Raw genomic sequence first — 22698 nt, 5'->3', positions numbered from 1 at the left:
GGCGCCTCGCGCGGCAGCGCCGCGTTGACGCACAATTGCGACGTTTCATATAGTTCTCGGTCGGCCCATGTCCGCTTAGGCCCCCGACGAGGGCTCCTCCGCGCGGATCAAGAGGTTCAGCGGCGCAGCATCGGAGCGCCGGGCGCACATCGCCCGGCTCACGGCCGCCTGACGAAAGACGACATCCGCGGAGCGCCAGGCTCCGCCAGGGAAAATCATGACTCCACGCGAAAAGAATGACAGCGGAGTGGTCGCGTCGCGGGCGCGTCCCGCGCCTTCCCGGAGAGCGGTCGACAGCCGGCCGGCGCACGCTCCGGAGCGCCGCGGGCTCTATCGCCCCGAGCTCGAGCACGACAGCTGCGGCGTCGGCTTCGTGGCCCATATCAAGGGGGTGCGGAGCCACCAGATCGTGCGCGACGCGGACCACCTGCTGTGCCGAATGGATCACCGCGGCGCCCGCGGTGCCGAGCCGAACACCGGGGACGGCGCCGGCATCCTCACGGCGCTGCCGCACGAGTTTCTTGCGAAGGTCGCGCAACAGACCTTCGGCGCAACCCTGCCCGCGCCCGGCAAATTCGCGGCCGGGCTCGTTTTCCTCCCACGGGATCCTCGCGAGCGCGAGCATTGCCGCAACGTCGTCGCGGAGATCTGCGCCGAGGAGGGCCAGCGGCTCGTCGGCTGGCGCGAGGTGCCGACCGACGCGGAACGCGCGAACCTCGGCCGCACGGCCCGCGACGCGGCCCCGCACATCGAGCAGCTCTTCGTCGCCGCCGCCGACGGCCTCGAAGGCGACGCGTTCGAGCGCAAGCTCTACCTGATCCGCAAGCGCGCGAGCCGGCGGCTGCGCGAGGACGAGAGCCTCGCCGAGCGCAAGGCGTTCTACGTCTGCAGCCTGTCCACGAAGGTGCTGATCTACAAGGGCATGCTGACGCCCGGGCAGCTGATGACGTTCTACCCGGACCTGGCCGACCCCGACTACACGTCGCACCTCGCGATGGTCCACTCGCGGTTCTCGACGAACACGTTCCCGAGCTGGGATCGCGCGCAGCCGAATCGCTTCATGTCCCACAACGGCGAGATCAACACGCTGCGCGGCAACGTGAACTGGATGCGCGCGCGTGAAGGCATCGCGAAGTCGGAGCTCTTCGGCGAGAAGCTCGCGGAGCTTTTCCCGATCGTCGAGCCCGACTGCTCGGATTCCGGCGTTTTCGACAACGTCCTCGAGTTCCTGCTGATGACGGGCCGCACGCTTCAGGAAGCCGTCATGATGATGATTCCGGAGGCGTGGCAGAAGAACGAGCTGATGCCGGAGAACAAGAAGGCGTTCTACGAGTTCCACTCCTGCATCATGGAGCCGTGGGACGGCCCGGCGTCGATCGCATTCACCGACGGCAAGTACATCGGCGCGGTGCTCGATCGCAACGGCCTGCGTCCGAGCCGCTATTACCTGACCTTCGACGACCGCGTGATCATGGCGAGCGAGGTCGGCGTCGTGCCGGTCGATCCGGCGAACGTGAAGGCAAAGGGGCGCCTCGAGCCGGGCAAGATGTTCCTGATCGACTTCGAGCAGGGCCGGCTCGTGCCGGACGAGGAGCTGAAGAACGACTTCGCGAACCGCCGCCCGTACGCGAAGTGGCTCGACAAGCAGCGGATCTCGCTGCGCGACGTCGTCGAGCGCGCCGGCGAACGGCTCTTCGACCGCGGCACGCTGCTCGCGCGCATGCAGGCGTTCGGGTACACCACCGAAACCATGCAGTTCATGCTGCAGCCGCTCGTGAAGGAGCTGCGCGATCCGGTGGGCTCGATGGGCAACGACAGCGCGCTCGCGTGCCTGTCTGACCAGCCGCGCATGCTCTACGACTACTTCAAGCAGCTCTTCGCGCAGGTCACGAATCCGCCGATCGACTCGATCCGCGAAGAGATCATCATGTCCCTCGAGTGCTACATCGGCCCCGAGGGCAACCTCCTCGAGACGAGCGAGCGGCAGGCGCACCGGCTGCGGCTGCGCCACCCGATCCTCACGAACGAGGAGATGCAGTCGCTGAAGAAGCTCGACCACCGCGGCTGGCGCACGGCGACGATCGACATCACTTTTCCGCGCTCGGAGGGGCCGGGGGCCCTCGAGGCCGCGCTCGACCGCATCTGCGATCAAGCCGAGCGCGCGATCGACGAAGGCTACAGCCTCGTCGTGCTGTCCGACCGGGACGTCGGCCCCGACCGCGTGCCGGTGAGCGCGCTTCTCGCGTGCGGCGCCGTTCACCATCACCTCGTCGCGCGCGCGAAGCGCACGCGCATCGGCATCCTGCTCGAGACCGGCGAAGCGCGCGAGGTGCATCACCATTGCCTGCTCGTCGGCTACGGCGCCGACGGCATCAACCCGTATCTCGCGTTCGAGGCGCTGTGGAAGGCGCGCGAGGACGGGCTCGTCGACGTCGAGGGCCTCGTGTCGGCCTATCGAAAGGGCGTCGCGAAGGGGATGCTCAAGGTCATGGCGAAGATGGGCATCTCGACGCTCCAGTCCTATAAGGGCGCGCAGATCTTCGAGGCGCTCGGGCTCGCGGACGAGGTCGTCGACCGCTGCTTCACCGGCACCGTGAGCCGCATCAAGGGCGTCGGCTTCGACGTGCTCGAGCAGGAGGCGCTGCGGCGCCACGCGCTCGGCTACCCCGAGAAGGAAGAGGACCGCTCGCCGACGTTGCCGAACCCGGGCGAATACCACTGGCGCAGCGCCGGCGAGCGCCATGCGTGGGATCCGCAGGCGATCTTCTCGTTGCAGGTCGCGGCGCGGCGCAATAGCCGCGACGCGTACCGGGAGTTCGCCGCGCACGTGAACAAGAGCGCGCGCGACACCTGCACGCTGCGCGGCCTTCTCGATTTCGAGCGCGGTGTCGCCGGGCCGCCCGTGCCGCTCGACGAGGTCGAGCCCGCGAGCGAGATCGTGAAGCGCTTCTGCACCGGGGCGATGAGCTTCGGCTCGATCTCCGCGGAGTCGCACGAGACGCTCGCGATCGCGATGAACCGCCTCGGCGGCAAGAGCAATACCGGCGAAGGCGGCGAGGACCCGGCGCGGTTCGAGCCGCTGCCTTCGGGCGATTCGCGGCGCTCCGCGATCAAGCAGGTCGCATCCGGGCGCTTCGGCGTCACGATCTGGTATCTCGCGAACGCCGACGAGCTGCAGATCAAGATGGCGCAGGGCGCGAAGCCCGGCGAGGGCGGCGAGCTGCCCGGCCGCAAGGTCGACGAGAACATCGCGCGCATCCGCTACTCGACGCCGGGCGTCGGGCTGATCAGCCCGCCGCCGCATCACGACATCTACTCCATCGAGGATCTCGCGCAGCTCATTCACGACTTGAAGAACGCGAACCCCGAGGCGCGGATCAGCGTGAAGCTGGTCTCCGAGGTCGGCGTCGGCACGATCGCGGCCGGCGTCGTGAAGGCGCATGCGGATCACGTGCTGATCTCGGGCGACACCGGCGGCACCGGTGCGTCGCCGCTGACGAGCATCAAGCACGCGGGGCTGCCGTGGGAGCTCGGCATCGCCGAGACGCACCAGACGCTCGTGATGAACGATCTACGCAGCCGCACGGTGCTGCAGACCGACGGCGGCTTGAAGACCGGCCGCGACGTCGTGATCGCCGCGCTCCTGGGCGCCGAGGAGATGGGCTTCTCGACGGCGCCGCTCGTCGCGCTCGGCTGCATCATGATGCGCAAGTGCCACCTGAACACGTGCCCCGTCGGCATCGCCACGCAGGATCCGGTGCTGCGGAAGAAGTTCGCGGGGCAGCCCGAGCACGTCGTGAACTACCTCTTCATGGTGGCCGAGGAGGCCCGCGAGATCATGGCCGAGCTCGGCTTCCGCCGGTTCGTCGACATGATCGGCCGCGTTGACGTGCTCAAGACGCGCGCCGCGATCGACCATTTCAAGGCCGACGGCCTCGATCTCACGCCGATCCTCGAGCCTGCCGCGAAGCCGCACGAGAACGTCGACGTGTACTGCACGAGAAAGCAGGATCACGGCCTGAACCTCGCGCTCGACAACCGGCTCATCGAGATGGCCGAGCCCGCGATCGAGCGCGGCGAGAAGACGCGGATCGAGCTGCCGATCGTGAACACGAACCGCACGGTCGGCACGATGCTGAGCTACACGCTCGTGAAGAAGTGGGGCGAGCGCGGGCTGCCGTACGACACGATCCACGTGAAGCTCAAGGGCTCGGCCGGGCAGAGCTTCGGCGCGTTCCTCGCGAAAGGCATCACGCTCGAGCTCGAGGGCGACAGCAACGACTACGTCGGCAAGGGGCTTTCGGGCGGGCGGCTGATCATCTACCCGCCGCGCGAGAGCCGGTTCGCGGCCGAGGACAACGTGCTGATCGGGAACGTCGCGCTGTACGGCGCGACCTCGGGCCGCGCGTTCTTCCGCGGCCGGTCGGCCGAGCGCTTCTGCGTGCGCAACAGCGGCGCGCGCGCCGTCATCGAAGGCGTCGGCGATCACGCGTGCGAGTACATGACCGGCGGGCGCGCGGTGATCCTCGGGCCCACCGGCCGGAACTTCGCGGCCGGCATGTCGGGCGGCATCGCGTACGTCTGGGATCGCGACCGCGACTTCGAGGCGAAGTGCAACCTCGGCACCGTCGGGCTCGAGGCCGTCGAGGCGGACGAGGATATCGCCGAGCTTCTCGAGATGATCGAGCTGCATCGGGACTACACGGGCTCGACCGTCGCGGCCGCCGTGCTCGACGCGTGGCCCGGCGTGCTCGCGGAGTTCGTGAAGGTCATGCCCACGGACTACAAGCGCGTCCTCGCCGAGCGCAAGCGCCACGACGAGGAGATGGAAGCCGCGGTCCGCGACGACGAGACCACGACGTTCGTGGCGCTCGGCAGCTGAGGGATCGGCGTGGGCAAGCATACCGGCTTCTTGGAATACCCGCGCAAGGCCGTCCCCTATCGGGACGCGGTCGAGCGCGCGCGCGACTTCCGCGAGATCTTCACGGAGCCCGCGGAGGAGAGCCTGAAGATCCAAGCAGCGCGCTGCATGGATTGCGGCGTGCCGTTCTGCCAGTCGGCGAACGGCTGCCCGGTGGACAACCTGATTCCTGAGTGGAACGATCTCGTCTACCACGGGCGCTGGCGCGACGCGCTCGAGCGCCTGCACAAGACGAACAACTTTCCGGAGTTCACGGGGCGCACGTGCCCGGCGCCGTGCGAGGGCGCGTGCGTGCTCGGCATCACCGACCCGCCGGTCACGATCAAGAACATCGAGAACGCGATCATCGACCGCGGCTTCGCGGAGGGATGGGTCAAGCCGAGGCGTCCGGAATCGAGAACCGGAAAGCGGGTCGCGATCGTCGGCTCGGGCCCGGCCGGGCTCGCCGCTGCCGACCAGCTGAACAGCGTCGGGCATTCCGTCACGGTCTTCGAGCGGGCCGACCGCATCGGCGGCCTGTTGATGTACGGCATCCCGAACATGAAGCTCGACAAGGCCGTCGTCGACCGGCGCGTGAACGTGCTGCGCGAATCGGGCATTGAGTTCGTCACGAACGCCGACGTCGGTAGAAACGTCGACCCCGAGGAGCTCCGGCGCACGTTCGACGCCGTGCTGCTCGCCACGGGCGCCACGCGGCCGCGGGATCTCGCGATCCCGGGACGGGAGCTCGCCGGCGTGCACTTCGCGATGGAGTTCCTCACCGCGAACACGAAGAGCCTCCTGAACAGCAACCTCACGGACGGCGACTACATCAGCGCGAAGGACAAGACCGTGCTCGTGATCGGCGGCGGCGACACCGGCGCCGACTGCATCGGCACGGCCCTTCGCCACGGCTGCCGCGCGATCCTGAATCTCGAGCTGCTCGATCAGCCGCCGGCGCAGCGCGCGCCGGACAACCCTTGGCCGCTCTGGCCGAAGATCCTGCGGACCGACTACGCGCACGAGGAGGCGATCGCGCGCTTCGGCGCCGACCCGCGCAACTACGCGATCGTGTCGAAGCGTTTCGTCGACGACGGCAACGGCCGCGTCCGAGCCGTCGAGACCGCGCGGATCGAGTGGCGGACGAACGGCGCCCGGCCCGAGATGCGCGAGATCGAAGGCAGCCTTCAACAGCTCGATGCCGATATGGTGCTGCTCGCGATGGGCTTCCTCGGACCGGAGGCTTACGTGGCCGAAAGCCTCGGGGTCGCGCTCGACGAGCGCTCGAATTACCGCGCCGTGCACGGCGACTTCCGGACGAGCGTGCCCGGCGTGTTCGCGGCCGGCGACTGCCGCCGCGGGCAGTCGCTCGTGGTCTGGGCGATCAACGAGGGCCGCGGCGCGGCGCGCGCCGTGGATCTCTATCTGCGCGGCACGACCCGCCTGCCGGCCCCGGGCATCGCGCTCGGCATCCCGGCGGGCGGCCGCTAGAGAGCGGGGACGGGACCGACACATGTTTGGCCGCAAAGCTCAAACGCTGATCGACGCAAAGCAGGCCCTCCCCGGTCGCGAAGAGCCGATGGAGGTGACGAACGAGCATTTCGTGCTGCACCGGCCGATCAAGCCGCCGTTTCCGGCGGGCCTCGAGACGGCGCTGTTCGGCATGGGCTGCTTCTGGGGCGCGGAGCGCGTCTTCTGGTCGCTGCCCGGCGTCTACACGACCGCTGCGGGCTATGCCGGCGGCTTCACGCCGAACCCGACGTACCGGGAGGTGTGCACGGGGCTCACGGGTCACGCCGAGGTCGTGCTGGTCGTCTACGATCCCCAGACGCTGCCGTTCGCGAAGATCCTGCAAGTCTTCTGGGAATCGCACGATCCGACGCAAGGCATGCGTCAGGGCAACGACTTCGGCACCCAGTACCGCTCGGCCATCTACGTCGGCGACGACGCGCGCCGAAGCGAGGCGGTCCGCAGCCGCGAGCGTTACCAGCGGCAGCTGGCCGGGCGAGGCCTCGGCAAGATCACGACGGAGATCTGCGGCGACCAGCCGTTCTACTACGCCGAGGATTACCACCAGCAGTATCTCGCGAAGAACCCGGGCGGGTACTGCGGGCTCGAAGGGTGCGGCGTGCCGTACGCGTCGACGGCTTAGTATCGCGTCCCGTTCTTCGGGAAGCGGACGCTGAAGACGGCGCCCGAGCCGTCGGACCGGTTGTCGGCCGTCACGCGGCCGCCGTGGAAGTCCGCGATCAGCGCGACGATATGTAGGCCGAGGCCGAGATGCGGACGGCCGTCGTCATGCCCGTCCCGCATCGAGACGAGCGAGTCGAAGAGTCGGTCGCGCATCTCCTCGGGCAGCAGCGGGCCTTCGTTCGCGACGCGCAGCACGAGCTCGCCGTCGTCGTCGAGCTCGATGTCGATCGGGCTCCCGGCCGTGCTGAAGCCGACCGCATTGTCCACGAGCTTGTCGATCATCTGCGCGACGAGCTCGCCGGACCCGATCGTCTCGGCGCGGTCGACCGCGATCCGCCAGCGAATCACCCGCTCGGTGTAGATGTCCGCGTAAGCCCGCGCGCACGCTTCGACGACGGCGGCGAGGTCGAAGCGCTCGGGCTCGGTGTCGCCTATCGCCTGCTCGATCCGGGTCGCCTCGCTCATCGCCGCGAGAATCGAGTCGAGGCGGCTCGCGCCGCCGCGCAGCCGCTCGAGGTAGGGCCGCGCCCCGGGCGAGTCGACCTCGTGCTCGAGGTTGTCGAGCGACGTCGACACGACGGCGAGCGGCGTCCGCAGCTCGTGCGACAGCTTGCCGGCCAGCGTCTTCAAGTACTGCGTGTGCTCGCGCAGCCGCTCGAGCAGGTCCGCGAAGCTGCGGCTCAGGTCGCCGAGCTCGTCCCGGCTGCTCCGGCCGGGGAGCGACACGTCGATCTCGCCCTTCGGACCGAGCGCGTTCTCCGCGGCGCGCGCGAGCTTCCGGACGCGGTACGACAGGAGCGAGGCGTAGCCGAGCAGCCCGACCGCCGCAACCACGGTCGCGAGCAGCGTGAACGTCATGAGCCGCAGCAGCGCGCGATTCGTGAGCGTCAGGATCGGGTCGCTGCGCTGCTCGAGGAGGACCGCGCCGAGGACGCCGTCCGGGCCTCGGATCGGCACCGCCGCGGCGACGGTCGCGCTCTGATCGGGCCCGGCGCGGTACCACGCGGTCGCCGGGCTTCCCGACAGCGCCTGGCGCAGCGTCTCGTCGCCGAGCCGGCCCGGCGGATGCTCGAGCTTGCTGTACTCCGGATCGTCGCGCCGCAGCAGATACCGGAACAGAGTGCCGGCGAGGCCGCCCGCGCTCGTTTGCTGCGCGAGCGGCTCGGTCGTCGAGCCCGTGTCCGACAGCACCCAGCCGTCGGCGTCGAGCACGCGAAAGCGGTCGCCGGCTTGGCTGAACTGCCGGACGAATCGCTCGAGGTCCGGCCGCTGGTACACGAACGGCCCCGGTGCGCCGTCCCCGATCGGCCAGCTCGCCGCGACGGCGGCGACACGGTAGCCGGAATCGCCGGGGTACGCGGAGGCGTCGCGGTACTGCGATGCGGCGCGATCGACGTCGATCAGCGCGACTCCGAGCGCCTGCCCGGCGAGGTCGAGCGGCAGCCGGATCTCGACGCCGAACCCTTCCTCGGTCTCCTGCCAGGCGCTCTGGATCCGGTCCTCGAAGTCCTCCCCGGGCACGAACAGCGGAGGGCTCGTGATCCGCGCGCGAAACGACCCCGGCGCCCGCGTGGCGAGCAGGAAGCGCTGGATCAAGCGCGGGAACGGCTCGACGACGAGCAGCAGCCGGTCGCCGTGCGGGCCCTCTTCCGGCGCGCCCTCGTAGACCACGTCGGCATCGGCGGCGGCGAGATAGAGATAGACGGAGCGCTCGTGCACACCGGCCCACAAGCGGTGCCCGCCGTCGAGGAGGATGGCCGACTCGTCTCCGGAGCTCCAGTCGTCGCGCAGTCCGTCGATTCGGGGCTCGGCCGCGAGCGGCAGGCCGTAGATCGTCGCGCCCCGCGGACCGCCGAACTTGACGGCGGGAGGCTCGAGCAACCGCGTTTGACCGTCGAGCGCGGCCGCGACGGTCCCCGCGCTCGCGACCAGCGCCTGCTCCAATCCGCGGCGCAGCGCGGCTTCCATCTCCTGGACGAACCGGTACCCGGCCCACGGGAGGACGAGCGTCAGCAGCCCGAAGGCGAGGAGTTGAGCTCTGAGCGACATCGATACGGCGGTTCGCGGCCCTTCCGGGAGCGTGCGGGCCGATTGTAGGGCCCGGGGACGGCGTGCGTCTCGGGCACGGAGCCCGCGGCGGCGAGCGGCTGCCGGGCGCCCGGCTTGGCGTTACCCCCGGCAGCACGTAATGTAGGGCGTGGAATCGAAGATGGACGACGCGATCGCGCGGCTGCTGGACTACTGGTTCGGCCCCGAATCCGAAACCGAGGAAGCGTTGAATCGGCGCTTCGAGCGTTGGTTCCGCCCGGACAGCGCCACCGATGCCGAGGTCGCGCAACGCTTCGGCGTTCTCGCGGAACGTGCCGCGCGCGGCGATCTGGACGACTGGGCCGCCACCGCGCGAGGGCGCCTCGCGCTGATCCTGCTGCTCGATCAGCTTCCGCGGCAGCTGCACCGCGGGAGCGCCGCCGCGTTCGCCTCGGACGAGAAGGCGTTCCGGCTCGCGATCGACGGAGTCGAATCGGGAATGGATCTCGAGCTCGGCCCGTTGCGCCGCGCGTTCTTCTACATGCCGCTGCAGCACGCCGAGGATCTCGTCGCCCAGGAGCTGTCGGTGCGGAAATTCCGCGCGCTGTGCGAGCTTCCGGGCACGCCCGACCACGTGCAGCGGAAGCTCGAGAGCTTTGCGGAGTACGCGAAGCTGCATCGCGATATCGTCGCGCGCTTCGGCCGCTTCCCGCATCGAAACCGCAGCTTGGGACGCGGGGACACACCCGAGGAGCGGGAATTTCTCGACGCCGGCGGCCCGAGCTTCGGCCAGTAGCGGCGCGGATCGAAGCGCGCGTTTCAGGAATCCGTTTCAGGAATCAAGGAGTCAACGGATGCGGAACCAATCGGCTCGGCGGGTCGCGATCTTGGGCGGAGTTCGAATTCCGTTTTGCCGCGCGCACACGGCTTACCGCGATTGCTCGAACCAGGACATGATGACGGCCGCGCTGCGCGGCCTCGTCGAGCGCTTCGGCCTGCGGGGCGAGCGGCTCGGCGACGTTTCGCTCGGCGCGGTCATCAAGCACTCGCGCGACTTCAACCTCGCGCGGGAATCGACGCTCTCGTCCGGCCTCGCGCCCGAGACGCCGGCCTTCGACATCCAACGCGCGTGCGGCACGAGCCTCTCCGCGGCGATCGCGATCGGCAGCAAGATCTCGCTCGGGCTGATGGACGCAGGCATCGCCGGCGGGACGGACAGCATCAGCGACATGCCGATCGTCTATTCGGACGCCTATCGCTCGATCCTGATCGAAAGCTCGCGGGGCCGGAGCTTCGGGGAGCGGATCGGGCCGTGGCTCAAGCTCCGCCCGAAGCATTTCAAGCCGAGCCTGCCGGCGGTCGTCGAGCCGCGCACCGGGCTCTCGATGGGCGAGAGCATGGAGATCACCGCGAAGGAATGGGGCATCACGCGCCTCGAGCAGGACGAGCTCGCGCTCGCGAGCCACAGGAACGCGGTGCGTGCTTACGACGAAGGCTTCTACGACGACCTGCTCGTCGAGTTCAAAGGCGTGCGGCGCGACAACAACCTGCGGCCCGATACGAGCCTCGAGCAGCTCGCGAAGCTGAAGCCGGTGTTCGACAAGAGCGGCAGCGGCACGCTCACGGCCGGCAACAGCACGCCGCTGACGGACGGCGCGTCGGCCGTGCTGCTCGGCTCCGAGGACTGGGCGCGCGAGCACGGCCTCCCGGTGCTCGCGTATCTGACGTATGCGCGGGAAGCGGCCGTCGACTTCGTCGCGAAGGAAGGCCTGCTGATGGCGCCGGCCTACGCCGTGTCCGACATGCTCAAAGTCGCGGGCCTCGCGCTCCAGGACTTCGACTACTACGAGATCCACGAGGCGTTCGCCGCGCAGACGCTCGCGACGCTGAAGGCCTGGGAGTCCGAGCAGTTCTGTCGCGAGAAGCTCGGCCGGGACGAGCCGATGGGGGCGATCGACCGCTCGAAGCTGAACGTGAAGGGCGGCAGCGTCGCGATCGGCCATCCGTTCGCCGCGACGGGCACACGCCTCGTCGCGACGATGGCGAAGCTCCTGCACGAGCGCGGCAGCGGCCGCGGCCTGATCTCCGTCTGCACCGCCGGCGGCATGGGCGTCACCGCGATCCTCGAAGCGCCGTAGTCAGGCGCCGGCGAGCCGAAGGGTGTACGAGACGAGCCACGGCATCGTCACGGCGCTGAGCAGCGTCGACACGAGCACGATGCCGGCCACGTCGTCCGGCGCACGGCCGTACCGCGCCGCGAAAAGGTAGTTGAAGACCGCGGCCGGCATCGCGCCCTGCAGAACGAGCACGGCGCGCGCCGTGCCCTCGAGACCGAACACCGTGCTCGTCGCGAGCGCGACACCGAAGCCGAGCGCGATCCGGGCCGCCCCGAGCCCGAAGGCAAGCGACAGCCGTCCGGCGCGAAGCCCGCCCAGCGTGTGCCCGAGCGCGAGCAGCATCAGCGGGATCATCAGGTCGCCGACGAGGCCGATCGTGGCCGCGAGCCAGTCGGGCAGCGAGACTCCGCCGGCCAGGAGGCCCGCGCCGATCACCGCGCCGTAAATCACCGGAGTCGTCACGAGCGTGCGCAGCACCGGCACGCCGCTTTGCAGCATCGGCGTCATCGTGAACTGCCCGACGGAATTGATCACATACACCGCGACCGCGAGCCCGAGGCCCTCCGGCCCGAACGCGAGCAGCGACAGCGGCAGCCCGAGGTTGCCGTTGTTGCCGATGCTGACGGCGGGCAGGTACGAGCGCACCGGGAGTCGCAGCGCCTTCAAGAGCAGCCACGCGGCGGCGAGCGTCGTCGCGAGCATCGCGACCGACGCGGCCGCCATCGTCGCGAACAGGTCGAGCGGCAGCTCGAGCCCGGACAGGCTGTCGACGATCAGACAGGGACCCGCGAGATTCATGATCACGCGCGTCACGAACTCGCGCTCGAACGGGACGCCGAGCCGCTGCCACGCATACCCTGCGGCCGCGAGGCAGAAGACCGGAAGCAGGATGTCGGCGAGCTCGGCGACCACGATTCCCCCGAGACCCCTCTTCGAGATGCCGCGAAGCGTCCCGGAGGGCAAAATGGCAAGCCGTTCACGACGGAGCGGGACCGCGATTCTGACAGATTCGCGAGCGTGAGGATTCCATGAGCTCGAAGCGTCCTGACGGTGAAACGGCCGCCCGCGCCGCCGCGCCCCTTTTGCCCGACATCGGCGAGCTGCTCGAGCTCGCCGTGCCGGCGAGCCCGATTGCGGAAGCCGTCGAAGCCTACTCCGCGCTCGGCTTTCGCGGCGTCCCGGTCGCGGACTTCGTCTCGGAACCTTACGCCGCGGCCACGGACGGGCGGCTCACGATCGGTTTGCACGAGAACGAGCTCGACGGCCCCGTGCCGACGTTCGTCCGTCCGGATGTGAAGGCGCAGGCGCGCAGGCTGGAAGCCGCCGGGATCGAGCTCGAGCGCACCGAGCTCGGCGACGACGAGTTCCATCGCGTCCGCTTCTGCGATCCCGACGGTCTTCCGATCCTGCTGCTCGAGGCCAGAACGTTTCCGCCCGTCGCCGACCACGCGACGACGGTCTCGGCATGCGGCGCGTTCGTCGAGCTCAGCGTCGCGACCCGTTCGCTCGCGCGCGCCGAGCGCTTCTGGACCGCGCTCGGGCTTTCCTTTGTCGCCCGGCGCGACGCCCCCCATCCGTGGCTGACGCTCGCCGGCCGCGGGCTCGTCCTCGGCCTCCACGAGACGCGCCGCTTCACGCGCGCGCTGACCTTTCGGGCCGGTCAGCTCGACGCCCGTACCGAGTATCTTCGCGCGAAGGGCTTCGAGGTCCGGCGAGGCGCGCCGATCACGGCCGACGCGAGCGGCTCGGTCACGCTGTTCCTGCCCGGCGACGTCAGCTTCTTTCTGATCGAGGACGACCGCGCGGAAGAGCCGGCCGGTGCCTGACCGCGCGCAGCGGCTTTCGCGGCCGGGCGCGCCCGACGACCGTCAACCGCGGAGCAGGCTGCGCAGCGTCGCCTCCACCCGATGCCGGTAGCCGCCGCCGAACAGATTGAAGTGATTCAGCAGGTGGTAGAGGTTGTAGAGCTCGACGCGGCGCTCCCACCCCTCCGCGAGGGGCCACGCCTCCTCGTACGCGCGGTAGAACTCGGGCCCGAAGCCGCCGAAGAGCCGCGTCATCGCGAGGTCCGCTTCGCGATCGCCGAAGTACGCGGCCGGGTCGAAGACGCACGGCTCGTCCCCCGCCGCGGCGCCCCAGTTGCCGCCCCACAGATCCCCGTGGAGCAGGCTCGGCGCAGGCCGGTAGCCGTCGAAGAAGCGCTCGAGATTCTCGAGCAGCGCCGTGCCGCGGCTCGAAACCGCCTCGCCGATGCCGTTACGGCGGGCGATCTCGAGCTGAAAGCGCAGGCGCCGTTCGCGGTAGAAGCCGATCCAGTCGCCCGACCGATCGTTGCGCTGCGGCGTGCGGCCGATGTAGTTGTCGCGGTGCCAGCCGAAGTCGCCGGCCGTGACGCGATGGAGCGCCGCGAGGCCCGTGCCGAGACGGCGCTCGGCGGCCGGCGACGGGCGGCCGAAGTCGATCCATTCGATCGCGAGGAACGCGTAACGGCCCGCGCAGCCTTTCGCCGCGACTTCGGGCACGCGGATCGCACGCGCGTCGCGCAACGCTTCGAGCGCCGCCGCCTCGGCGTCGAGCAAGTCGAAGCCGGCGGCCGGCTCGACCTTGACGAGGACCGGCCCGGCGGTCGTCTCGACCTTCACGGTCCGGCTGATGCTGCCGCCGCCCACGGCGCACGGCGGCTCCCCGGTGATGTCGAGGCCCGATTGCCTCAAGACCGTGCGAAGAGCGAGGAGCGAGTCGTCGGCCGGCATCGGCGGCCGCGGGGGCTAGTTGAACGAGGCAGCCCGCGCGAGATCGCCCCGCAGCCGCGCATGCAGCGGGCTCGTCCGCGGGAAATGCGTGAGCAGGTACTCCATCTGATCGGCCAGCACCCGCCGGCCTTTCAGATAAATGTATTCGGCATACGTCGGCGTGAACGGCACGGCCACGAGCTGCATGTCGGCCTGCTCCGGCGTGCGGCCGCCTTTGTGATTGTTGCAGCGCCGGCATGCGGTGACGACGTTCGTCCACGAGTCCGTTCCGCCGAGGCTGAGCGGCGTGATGTGGTCGCGCGTGAGCTCGGAGCTGCGGAACACGACGCCGCAGTACATGCAAAGATTCGCGTCGCGCCGGAACAAGGTGCGATTGTTCAGAGGGGGCACGTAATCCGCGGAGCGCCGCGCGGCGGAGTGCATTTCGCCGGTAGTGGCGATGATCGAGCTGACCTGGATCGAGCTCCGCAATCCGGTGCGGGCATTGTGACCGCCGCGGATCCGGTAGATCGGCGACCCGCAGGTGTAGGCCACCTGCCCGGTGTGGTAGAGAATCGCCGCGACGCGGTAGTCCACCCACTCGAGCGGCATGCCTGCGATATCCGTTCGCAACACTTCCTGGCTCAGCGTGTGGTTTCGTCGCTCCATGGCTGCATGTCGAGCTGTTGCCGACAAGTCAAGTTTCTCCGAGTTCGGAACGACATTCAATTGCTTGTGGCGTCGAGCGCGGCATTTCTGCGACCCGCGCGCCGCGGTGGTCGCGGTCACGGAAGGTGTGGGGGATCGGCAACACTCGTCGGCGACGGGCCGCGGCGCTCTTGCGCCCGCGCGCCGAAATCGTAGATCGTGCACGCGCTTGCGCCCGCCATGACCCGACCGCTTCTCAGAGTCGCCGTCCCCGTCCCCCTGCCCGAATGCTTCGACTATGCGTGGGCCGGCGACACGCCGCCGCCCGCGCCCGGAAGCCGGGTCGACGTGCCGTTCGGGCGCGGGCGCCGCGTCGGCGTCGTGCTCGAGCTTCCCGAGAGCACCGCGGTGCCGAGCGGGAAGCTGAAGAGCGTCTCGGCGGCGCTCGATCCGGAGCCGCTTCTGCCCTCCGAGCTGCTCGCCACGCTGCGATGGGCGGCCGACTACTACCACCACCCGATCGGCGAGGTGTTGAGCCATGCGCTGCCGGGCCTGCTGCGGCGGGGCCGGCCGCTCGCCGGCGCGTCCGCGCGCAGCTGGCGGCTCACGGCGGAAGGCCGCGCTCAGTCGATCGACGCCGTTCGGGCGAAAGCGGCGCGCCAGGCCGACGCGCTCGCGCTGCTCGCCGCAGGCGCGCTGCCGTCGGAAGCGCTGCGCTGCGCTGGGATCGCGCCGGCCACCCTGAAACGCCTCGCGGACAAGGGCTGGATCGAGGAAGCCGCGGCGGCCGCGCCGCCGCCGCATTCGCATTCCTCGCCCGCGCTGCCCGAGCTCACGCCGGAGCAGCGCAGCGCGCTCGACGCCGTCCGCGCGAGCGGCCGGACGTACGCCGCATTCCTGCTTCACGGCGCGACCGGCAGCGGCAAGACCGAGGTGTTTCTGCGCCTCGTCGCGGATCAGCTCGCCGCCGGACGGCAATCGCTCCTCCTCGTGCCCGAGATCGGCCTGACGCCGCAGCTCGTGCAGCGATTGCGCGAGCGTTTCGGCGAGGGACTCGCGATCCTGCACTCCGGCCTCTCCGACGGCGAGCGCCGCGAAGCTTGGCGGCGAGCGCGCGCGGGCGATGCCGGCGTCGTCGTCGGCACCCGCTCGGCGGTATTCGCGCCGCTCGCGCGCCCGGGCCTGATCGTCGTCGACGAGGAGCACGACACCTCGTACAAGCAGCAGCAGGGCTTCCGTTACTCGGCGAGGGACCTCGCGGTGCTGCGCGCGCGCCGCCTCGACGTGCCTGTCGTGCTCGCGTCGGCCACTCCATCGCTCGAAAGCTTTCACAACGCGGTGACCGGGCGGTACCGGCTCCTCGAGATGCCGACTCGCATCGGTGCGGCCGGCGAGCCCTGCGTTCGCGTCGTGGACATGACCCGGCACCCGAGCCGCCGGGGTCTGTCGGCGCCTCTGCTCGCCGCGATCGACACGCATCTCGGAGCCGGCCGGCAGGTGCTGCTGTTCTTGAATCGCCGCGGCTTCGCGCCGGCCCTGTTCTGTCCGTCCTGCGGCGAGGCCGAGCAGTGCCGGCGGTGCGACGCGCGCCTCACCGTGCATGCGGCGAGCGGCGAGCTGCGCTGCCACCACTGCGGAGCGACGAAGCCCTTGACCTGGGGCTGCGCGGCATGCGGCAGCGAGCGGATTGCGGTGGGCGCGGGCACGCAGCGCGTGGACGACGAGCTGAATGCGCTCTACCCGGACCAGCCCATCGGCCGTCTCGATCGCGACGCCACGTCGAGAAAGGGCACGCTCGACAGTGTGCTCGCACGCGCTCGAAGCGGCGCGACGCGCATCCTCGTCGGCACGCAGATGCTCGCGAAAGGGCACGACTTTCCCGGCGTCACGCTCGTCGGCGTGCTGAACGCGGATCAGGGGCTCTTCGGAACGGATTTTCGGAGCGGCGAGCGTCTCGCGCAGACGATCGTGCAGGTGGCGGGGCGGGCGGGACGGCGGGACACGCCGGGCGAGGTGCTGATCCAGACGCATCATCCGACTCATCCGCTCCTGACACGCCTCCTCGCGCACGGCTACGCGGAGTTCGCGAAGCTCGCGCTCGCGGAGCGGCGGCGGGCGGGATGGCCGCCGTTCTCGCATCTCGCACTGTGGCGCGCGGAAGCGGCACGGCGGCCGCCGGTCGCCGAGTTCCTCGGCCGCGTGCGCGCGAGCGCCGCGGCAAAGCCCGGAGCGGTGAAGATTCTCGGCCCGGCGCCGGAAGCGATGGAGCGCAAAGGCGGCCGCTATCGAATGCAGCTCCTCTTCTCCTGCACGGAGCGAGCCCCGCTGCACGCGTTGCTCGGCCGCCTGATGGCCGAAGCGCGCGATTGGCGCGAGGGGCGGCGCGTGCGCTGGTCCGTCGACGTCGATCCGCTCGAGGTCTGAGCCCGCCGCCTCGCGCCGCCTGACCGCGTCGCCGGCGCGAGTTATAGTCGGCGGCGGCGCCTGCTCGCTCGGAGCCTCGCGCTGTAGAGAACACCTAAGGAGGCACTCATGTCACGACACGCGCTCGTCGGGGCCGCCGTCCCATCGCTCCTGCTCCTTTTTGCCGCCGCCGCATACGGCCAGACCGGCGCCCCCGGGCCGGCGAACGCCGCCGTGCGCGATCTGCCGCGGACGCCGCCTCCGCCGCTCTTCTTCAGCGAGAGCTGGCGGCAAGGCACGAAGAAGGACGGAAGCGTCGAGACCGCCGAGGTGCCCGTCACGCAGCAGAACGTCGGCAACGCCGATCTCGAGCTCGATCTCATCGGACCGGGCGCCGCGGACATCCAAGCCACGGGAATACCCGGGAACAAGGGCAATCCGATGCACGTCTGGACGGGCCTCTGCACGACGCCGTGCGGAGCCGCGCTGCGCGACAAGGACAACTACGTCGACCTCACCGGGCTCGCGTCGATCAAGTGGAACACGAAGGTGTCCGGCATGCATGCGATCCGGCCGGTCGTGAAGCTCGCCGACGGCACCTGGCTCGTCGGCGATCAAACGAGCGGATCCACGATCGGCTGGCTCGAGAGCGAGCTCGCGTTCGCGAGCATGAAGTGGCTTAAGCTCGACCCGGAGCGCGCCGTGACGACGGGCACCTGGATCGAGCATCCGGATCTCGGCAAAGTGGACGAGGTCGGGTTCGTGGACCTCATGCCGGGCAGCGGTCACGGTCCGGGCGGCTGGTCCGACGTGGCGCAGATCGAGGTGTACGGCAAGGCCGTCCCGCGCCGATAGCTATGACGAGACGCTCGCGAAGATCCCGAAGCGCCCGGTCCTCCGGCTGGCCGTACCTGCTCGTCGGGCTGGCGATGGGTCTCGCCGTCGCGGCCGGCATCTACTTCTCCGATCTGCGCAGCGGCGCGCTGCCCGCGCAGTCGCCGGCCGCCGCGCGCACGGTGCCGAGTCGCGAGCCCGCGCCGGAGCAGGCCGCTCCGGAGCGGGCCGCGTCTCGGCCCGCGGATACCCGCGCCGCGGCGTCAGCGCCGGTTCGCGAGGCCGCGGCCGGCGCCGCCGACGACGGGCGGCCCCGCTTCGAGTTCTACGAGATCCTCCCCGAGTACGAAGTCGTGATTCCGGAGGTCGAAACGGTGACCGAGGCTTCCGGGCCGTCCACGCCGTCCGCGCCGATCGAGACGCCGGGAAGCTACGTGCTGCAGACGGGGTCCTTCCGATCGCACGCCGACGCCGACCGCATGCAGGCGAGCCTTGCGCTTCTCGGCATCGAGTCGCGGATCCAGCGGGTCACGATCGACGACGACGAGTTTCACCGCGTGCGCGTGGGGCCGATCTCCGACCTCGACGAGCTGAACCGCATCCGCAACGACCTCGAGCGCGCGGGCGTCGAGAGCTTGACGATGAAGGTGAGCGAATAAAAAAGGTGTCAGACACCTTTTCACCCGGAAAAAGGTGTCTGACACCTTTTTTTGGTTCTACTCGTCCGTCAGCGCCTGCCGGAAGTCGACGCCGAGGGACCGGAGCTTGCGGTAGAGGTGCGTGCGCTCCATGCCGACGCGCTTCGCGAGCTGGCCGACCTTGCCGCCGCACAGCAAGAGCTGCTGCTGCAGATAAGCGCGCTCGAAGTGCTCACGCGCCTCGCGCAGCGGCATCGCGAGCAAATCCTGCTTCACGAGCGGCTCGCTCTGCGGTGTGTTCGTGACGAGCTGCGCCTCGACCTCCTCGAGCTCGATCGTCTCGTTGCCGTCCAGGATCAGCAGGCGCTTCACGAGATTCTTGAGCTCGCGGACGTTTCCCGGCCACGGATAATTCCGCAGCCGATTCTGCGCCGCGACGCTGAAGCGGCGGAGCGGCAGGCTCTCGGAGTCGACGAACGCGTCCACGTGGTAGCGCAGCAGCTCCGGCACGTCCTCGGAGTACTCGCGGAGCGGCGGCACGCGAATCACGATCACCGACAGGTGTGACAAAAGCTCGCGGTTGAACTCGTCGCTACGCTCGAAGCCGGGCGGCGCGCTCGCGAGGATGCGGGCGTCGAGGGTGTGCGTCGTCCCGGTGTCGTCCGCGCGGAACTCGCCTTGCTCGAGCACCGCGAGCAGCTGCTGCTGCGCCGCGGGCGACATGTTTTGAATCTCGTTGATGAACAGCAGGCCGCCGGCCGCACGCTTCAGCACGCCGGGCTGCCCCGGCTCGCCGAGCAGCTGCGCCCGGTAGCCGCCCTCCGACAGCGCGCTGCCCATGACGGTCACGAACGGGCCCGGCGCCCGATCGCTGCGACTCGCGAGGAAGCGCGCGAAGACCTCGCGCCCGCTGCCCGGCTCGCCGGTGAAGAGCGCATGCGCATCGTGATGCGCGACGCGCGCGACCTGCTCCCGGAGCCGCCGCATCGTCTGGCTCTTCCCGACCGGCGCGAGCATCGGCGGGACGAGGCTCCGGCGGCGCGCCGACGCACGCCGGTCCGCGAGCGCGGACTGCACGACGCGCAACAGCTTCGCGAGGGAGACCGGCTTCTCGATGAAATCGACGGCGCCGAGACGCGTGGCCTCGACGGCCGCGTCGACGGTGCCGTGCCCGGACATCATCACGACGGGCCCCAACGCCTCGCTTTCGGACCACTCCTTCAGGAGCGAGATGCCGTCGGTGTCGGGCATCCAGATGTCGAGCAGGATCAGGTCGTAGGCGCTCTGCTTGCGCGCCTGGCGGGCTTCCTCGGCATCGGCGGCGGTGGTGACGTCGTAGCCTTCCTCGCTGAGGATCTCGTCCAGCAGCGCGCGGATGTTCGCTTCATCGTCGACAACCAAGATCCGCGCATTTTTCATGCGCGCTCCCTCCTATTCTCGCCGCCGTGAAGGCCCGCCGAGCCGCCTGCCTCGCCGGATATCGGAAGCAGTATACTGATCTCCGCTCCCCCGTGCTCGCGGTTGGCGGCCTTGATCTCGCCCCCGTGATCTTCGATCAGCTTCTTCACGATCGCGAGCCCCAGCCCCGTTCCCTTGACCTTGCCGGTCACGTACGGCTCGAAGGCCTGTGGGAGGATGTCCGCGCCGAAGCCCGGCCCGTTGTCGGCCACCTTGATCTCGACGGCGTCCGTGCCGCCGCGGAGCACGTAACGGGTCGAGATGTCCACCCGCGCGTCGCTCTGGCGCTCCATCGCCTCGAGCGCATTGCGCATCAAGTTGTGAAAGACCTGCCGCATTCTGCCGGCATCTGCCTCTATCTTCGGCAAATTAGCGTCGAACGAGAGCTTGATCGTGACCGGATTCTCGGGCGAGCGATAAAGCTCGGTGACCTCGGAGATCAGCTCGTTCAGATCGAAGCGCGAGAGCTCGACGTCGGGCGTGCGGGCGTATTGGCTGAAGGCGTTGACCATCTCCTTCATCGCCTCGACCTGCTGGATGATCGTCCGCGTCGCCCGGTCGAGGAGGTCGAGCCCGCCGTCCTCGGACGTCAGATAACGGCGCCGCAGCCGCTCGGCCGAGAGCTGGATCGGCGTCAGCGGATTCTTGATCTCGTGCGCGAGGCGGCGCGCGACCTCGCCCCAGGCCGCATCCCGCTGGGCCTGAAGGAGCGCCGTGATGTCGTCGAAGACGACCACGTATCCGTTCGGCGTCTCGGCCTCGCCGGGCAGCGCCGTGCACGCGCACATCAGCACGCGCCGCCCGACGTCGCCGCGGAGCACGATCTGCTCGCGCCATTCGCTCTTGCCCTCGGCCAGCTTCGCGGCGCTGACCTCGAGGAACTGCCCGAGCAGCGGATGCGTTTTCGCGAGCTCGACGAGCGAGTCGCCGACGTGCGCCTCGAGGTCGATGTTCAGGATGATCCCGGCGGCGGCGTTCGCCGTCCGGACACGCATGTCGGGCTCGAGGGCCACGACGCCCGTGGAGAGCCTCGCTAGGATCACCTCGAGCCGGCGGCGCTCGCTTTCGACCTTCTGCTCGCTCGAGCGCGCATGCTGCCGCGCCTCCGCGAGGCGCTGGGTCATGTCGTTGAACGAGTTGATCAGGAACCCGATCTCGTCGCGGGCCGGGACGGGAAGCTTCGTGTCGAAGTCCCCGCGGGCCACCGCGCGTGTGCCCTGCATCAGCTGCTGGATCGGCCCGACGAGACGCCGGGCCGACGTGAACGCGCCGTAGACGGACGCGAGCACCGAGATCAACAGCACGAGGCTCAGAGTCAGCGTGAAGCTGTACTTCAGGGCCGTGCGCAGGAAGGACAGCTCCGAGTACTGGTTGTAGCTCTCCTGCACGGAGTTCGCGAGGGCGGACAGACGCGGCTCCACGGGGAAGCGCCCTTGCAGGATCCGGGAATCCGGCCGCATCCCGTCGTCGAGCGAGACGGCCGCGATCACCCGGTAATGGCCGTCGCGGAGCGGCTCGAGGCTCACGTACGGGCGCCGCTCGCGGAGCTGAATCATCATCTCCTCGGTCGGATACGTCGGCGGCGCGACGCCGGGGTTTGCGGAGCTCGTAGCGAGGATGCGCGTGTTCTCGCCGAAGACCGTGAGCTCGTCGGCGCCGCTGTCGATGCGCAGCGTGTCGAGCTGCGTGAAGAGGTCGGCGGTCGCCGCGTCTCGCGGCAGGCGCGCCGCGATGCGCTCGAGCTCGGCGAGGTTGCGGCGCTTCTGCACGTCCAGCGCGGTCTGGCTCAACGTGAGCGCGTCGTCGAGGCCGCGCTCCACGTCGACGTTGAACCAGTTGTCGATCCCGCGGTTGATGAACGCCACCGAGAACACGTAAACCACGACGAGCGGCGTCACGGCGAGCGTGACGAGCAGCGTGATCATCCGCAGCTTCAGCCGCGAGCCCGGCACGTGACGCCGGAGATCGCGGATCAGCCGCGTCAGGTTCACGGCGATCAGCGTGACGAGGACCGCGACGCCGATCGAGTTGACCAGCAGGATCCAGTTCTGCAGGCGGGCGAAGTCGTCCGAGTTCTCGGCGACGCGCGAGAACAGCAGCAGCGCGACGAGCCACAGCAGCACGCCGAACGCGAGGAGCATCGTGACGAATGCCCGCTTTATTTTTCGCGCAAACGCCATTCGTACCAATCGCTCGCAATGGCCCAGTTACGGCGCCAGAAGGCCAGGAGCCGCAGCGGGCCCGGGAAGCGCTCCATGTCGAGAACCGCCCGCAGCCGCACGAGGTAATCGCGGCCCGGCTCGAGCAGCGCGGCGTCGATCAGCGGCAAGTGCTCGACGCGGCCCAGGTAATTCAACGCGGAGAACAGCGTCGAGAACGACGTGCGGTCGCCGCTGTTCAGGTTCGACACGACGTACCGCTCCGTGAGCGCGTGGTAGTCGAGCTGATAGCGCTGCTCGAGCGAGTGGGCGTCCGCGTCGAACCAGAAGCGGCGGCGATAAGTGATCTCGACGTCGAGCCGGATCGTGAGCGGCACGCCCGAGCGCAGCGCCTCGCTCGCCTCGGAAGGCAAGCGCAGCTCGATCCAGGAGTCGAGAAAATACACGCCATTGACGAGCTCGACGTTGGCGGCCCGAACGTCGAACCGCCCGGGGTCCTCCTCGTCTTGCCCGATCGCGGGCATCGCGGCGCCGAGCAGCAGGACGACGGCGAGCTTCAGCGAGCTGACGAGACGGCTCACCGCACGA

The 22698-nt window shown here is 69.5% G+C and carries 16 protein-coding genes; 9 read left to right on the top strand and 7 right to left on the bottom strand.

Features of this window, described 5'->3' with window-relative positions; translation table 11 throughout:
* The first annotated feature begins 217 nt into the window (after window positions 1-217).
* The 3 genes from gltB to msrA are packed head-to-tail and all read left to right on the top strand — an operon-like array spanning window position 218 to window position 7052.
* Entirely contained in the window at window positions 218-4882 is a 4665-nt protein-coding gene (gltB, locus tag VF329_02230) for a glutamate synthase large subunit (protein HEX7079815.1), read from the top strand.
* Between the two features lie 9 nt (window positions 4883-4891).
* The gene (locus VF329_02225) at window positions 4892-6391 is read left to right on the top strand and encodes a glutamate synthase subunit beta (GenBank protein ID HEX7079814.1); all 1500 of its coding nucleotides are present in this window, start codon (window positions 4892-4894) and stop codon (window positions 6389-6391) included.
* 22 nt (window positions 6392-6413) lie between these two features.
* Window positions 6414-7052 (top strand): peptide-methionine (S)-S-oxide reductase MsrA, encoded by a 639-nt coding sequence (gene msrA / locus VF329_02220; GenBank protein ID HEX7079813.1) that lies wholly within the window; start codon window positions 6414-6416, stop codon window positions 7050-7052.
* Here the strand turns inward: msrA and VF329_02215 are convergent.
* The gene (locus tag VF329_02215; GenBank protein ID HEX7079812.1) at window positions 7049-9142 is read right to left on the bottom strand and encodes an ATP-binding protein; all 2094 of its coding nucleotides are present in this window, start codon (window positions 9140-9142) and stop codon (window positions 7049-7051) included. The two genes, msrA and VF329_02215, sit on opposite strands and share 4 nt — an antisense overlap.
* A gap of 160 nt (window positions 9143-9302) precedes the next feature.
* Between VF329_02215 and VF329_02210 the strand changes: the two genes are divergently transcribed.
* Both VF329_02210 and VF329_02205 read left to right on the top strand, forming a co-directional pair.
* Complete coding sequence (locus tag VF329_02210) at window positions 9303-9917, top strand: DUF924 family protein (protein ID HEX7079811.1); 615 nt, start codon at window positions 9303-9305, stop codon at window positions 9915-9917.
* A complete protein-coding gene (locus VF329_02205; GenBank protein ID HEX7079810.1) occupies window positions 9799-11259 on the top strand; it encodes an acetyl-CoA C-acetyltransferase in 1461 nt (486 codons plus the stop codon). Before VF329_02210 ends, VF329_02205 begins: the two co-directional genes overlap by 119 nt.
* On the opposite strand, the gene VF329_02200 is transcribed toward VF329_02205, so the two are convergent.
* On the bottom strand, window positions 11260-12150 hold the full coding sequence (locus tag VF329_02200; GenBank protein HEX7079809.1) for an AEC family transporter: 891 nt from the start codon (window positions 12148-12150) through the stop codon (window positions 11260-11262).
* A gap of 116 nt (window positions 12151-12266) precedes the next feature.
* On the opposite strand from VF329_02200, the gene VF329_02195 reads away from it, so the two are divergent.
* Entirely contained in the window at window positions 12267-13064 is a 798-nt protein-coding gene (locus VF329_02195; protein HEX7079808.1) for a hypothetical protein, read from the top strand.
* 42 nt (window positions 13065-13106) lie between these two features.
* Here VF329_02195 and VF329_02190 read toward each other — a convergent pair whose 3' ends face one another.
* Together VF329_02190 and VF329_02185 are read right to left on the bottom strand one after the other, a co-directional pair.
* Window positions 13107-13991, bottom strand: coding sequence for a fructosamine kinase family protein (locus VF329_02190; GenBank protein ID HEX7079807.1), 885 nt, complete (start codon window positions 13989-13991; stop codon window positions 13107-13109).
* Window positions 13992-14006: 15 nt separating this feature from the next.
* Window positions 14007-14639, bottom strand: coding sequence for an HNH endonuclease (locus VF329_02185; GenBank protein ID HEX7079806.1), 633 nt, complete (start codon window positions 14637-14639; stop codon window positions 14007-14009).
* 219 nt (window positions 14640-14858) lie between these two features.
* Here VF329_02185 and VF329_02180 point away from each other — a divergent pair, with 219 nt between their 5' ends.
* The 3 genes from VF329_02180 to VF329_02170 all read left to right on the top strand — a co-directional run bounded on the left by VF329_02180 (window position 14859) and on the right by VF329_02170 (window position 18514).
* Window positions 14859-17042 carry a primosomal protein N' gene (locus VF329_02180; protein HEX7079805.1) on the top strand — a complete coding sequence of 728 codons (2184 nt, stop codon included), beginning with the start codon at window positions 14859-14861 and terminating at the stop codon, window positions 17040-17042.
* A gap of 108 nt (window positions 17043-17150) precedes the next feature.
* A complete protein-coding gene (locus tag VF329_02175; GenBank protein ID HEX7079804.1) occupies window positions 17151-17876 on the top strand; it encodes a hypothetical protein in 726 nt (241 codons plus the stop codon).
* Between the two features lie 2 nt (window positions 17877-17878).
* Window positions 17879-18514 carry an SPOR domain-containing protein gene (locus VF329_02170; protein ID HEX7079803.1) on the top strand — a complete coding sequence of 212 codons (636 nt, stop codon included), beginning with the start codon at window positions 17879-17881 and terminating at the stop codon, window positions 18512-18514.
* 57 nt (window positions 18515-18571) lie between these two features.
* On the opposite strand, the gene VF329_02165 is transcribed toward VF329_02170, so the two are convergent.
* From VF329_02165 to VF329_02155, 3 genes are read right to left on the bottom strand one after another with little or no spacing between them, the layout of a single operon-like run.
* Complete coding sequence (locus VF329_02165) at window positions 18572-19912, bottom strand: sigma-54 dependent transcriptional regulator (GenBank protein HEX7079802.1); 1341 nt, start codon at window positions 19910-19912, stop codon at window positions 18572-18574.
* The gene (locus VF329_02160; GenBank protein HEX7079801.1) at window positions 19909-22131 is read right to left on the bottom strand and encodes an ATP-binding protein; all 2223 of its coding nucleotides are present in this window, start codon (window positions 22129-22131) and stop codon (window positions 19909-19911) included. Before VF329_02160 ends, VF329_02165 begins: the two co-directional genes overlap by 4 nt.
* Complete coding sequence (locus VF329_02155) at window positions 22110-22691, bottom strand: DUF4390 domain-containing protein (GenBank protein ID HEX7079800.1); 582 nt, start codon at window positions 22689-22691, stop codon at window positions 22110-22112. Before VF329_02155 ends, VF329_02160 begins: the two co-directional genes overlap by 22 nt.
* Window positions 22692-22698: the final 7 nt, after the last annotated feature.

The sequence above is a fragment of the Gammaproteobacteria bacterium genome, assembly GCA_036381015.1.
Lineage (GTDB): Bacteria > Pseudomonadota > Gammaproteobacteria > Steroidobacterales > Rariloculaceae > ZC4RG20.
The sequence above is the reverse complement of the archived record's forward strand: the minus strand, read 5'-3'. Positions and strand labels throughout refer to the sequence as shown.

What these genes read in the sequence shown, in the direction of transcription:
- msrA (HEX7079813.1), top strand. Translation starts at nt 6,414, where the DNA reads ATGTTTGGCCGCAAAGCTCAAACGCTGATCGACGCAAAGCAGGCCCTC.
- VF329_02170 (HEX7079803.1), top strand. Translation starts at nt 17,879, where the DNA reads ATGACGAGACGCTCGCGAAGATCCCGAAGCGCCCGGTCCTCCGGCTGG.
- VF329_02185 (HEX7079806.1), bottom strand. Translation starts at nt 14,639, where the DNA reads ATGGAGCGACGAAACCACACGCTGAGCCAGGAAGTGTTGCGAACGGAT.
- VF329_02160 (HEX7079801.1), bottom strand. Translation starts at nt 22,131, where the DNA reads ATGGCGTTTGCGCGAAAAATAAAGCGGGCATTCGTCACGATGCTCCTC.
- VF329_02195 (HEX7079808.1), top strand. Translation starts at nt 12,267, where the DNA reads ATGAGCTCGAAGCGTCCTGACGGTGAAACGGCCGCCCGCGCCGCCGCG.
- VF329_02210 (HEX7079811.1), top strand. Translation starts at nt 9,303, where the DNA reads ATGGACGACGCGATCGCGCGGCTGCTGGACTACTGGTTCGGCCCCGAA.
- VF329_02215 (HEX7079812.1), bottom strand. Translation starts at nt 9,142, where the DNA reads ATGTCGCTCAGAGCTCAACTCCTCGCCTTCGGGCTGCTGACGCTCGTC.
- VF329_02180 (HEX7079805.1), top strand. Translation starts at nt 14,859, where the DNA reads ATGACCCGACCGCTTCTCAGAGTCGCCGTCCCCGTCCCCCTGCCCGAA.
- VF329_02175 (HEX7079804.1), top strand. Translation starts at nt 17,151, where the DNA reads ATGTCACGACACGCGCTCGTCGGGGCCGCCGTCCCATCGCTCCTGCTC.
- gltB (HEX7079815.1), top strand. Translation starts at nt 218, where the DNA reads ATGACTCCACGCGAAAAGAATGACAGCGGAGTGGTCGCGTCGCGGGCG.
- VF329_02165 (HEX7079802.1), bottom strand. Translation starts at nt 19,912, where the DNA reads ATGAAAAATGCGCGGATCTTGGTTGTCGACGATGAAGCGAACATCCGC.
- VF329_02190 (HEX7079807.1), bottom strand. Translation starts at nt 13,991, where the DNA reads ATGCCGGCCGACGACTCGCTCCTCGCTCTTCGCACGGTCTTGAGGCAA.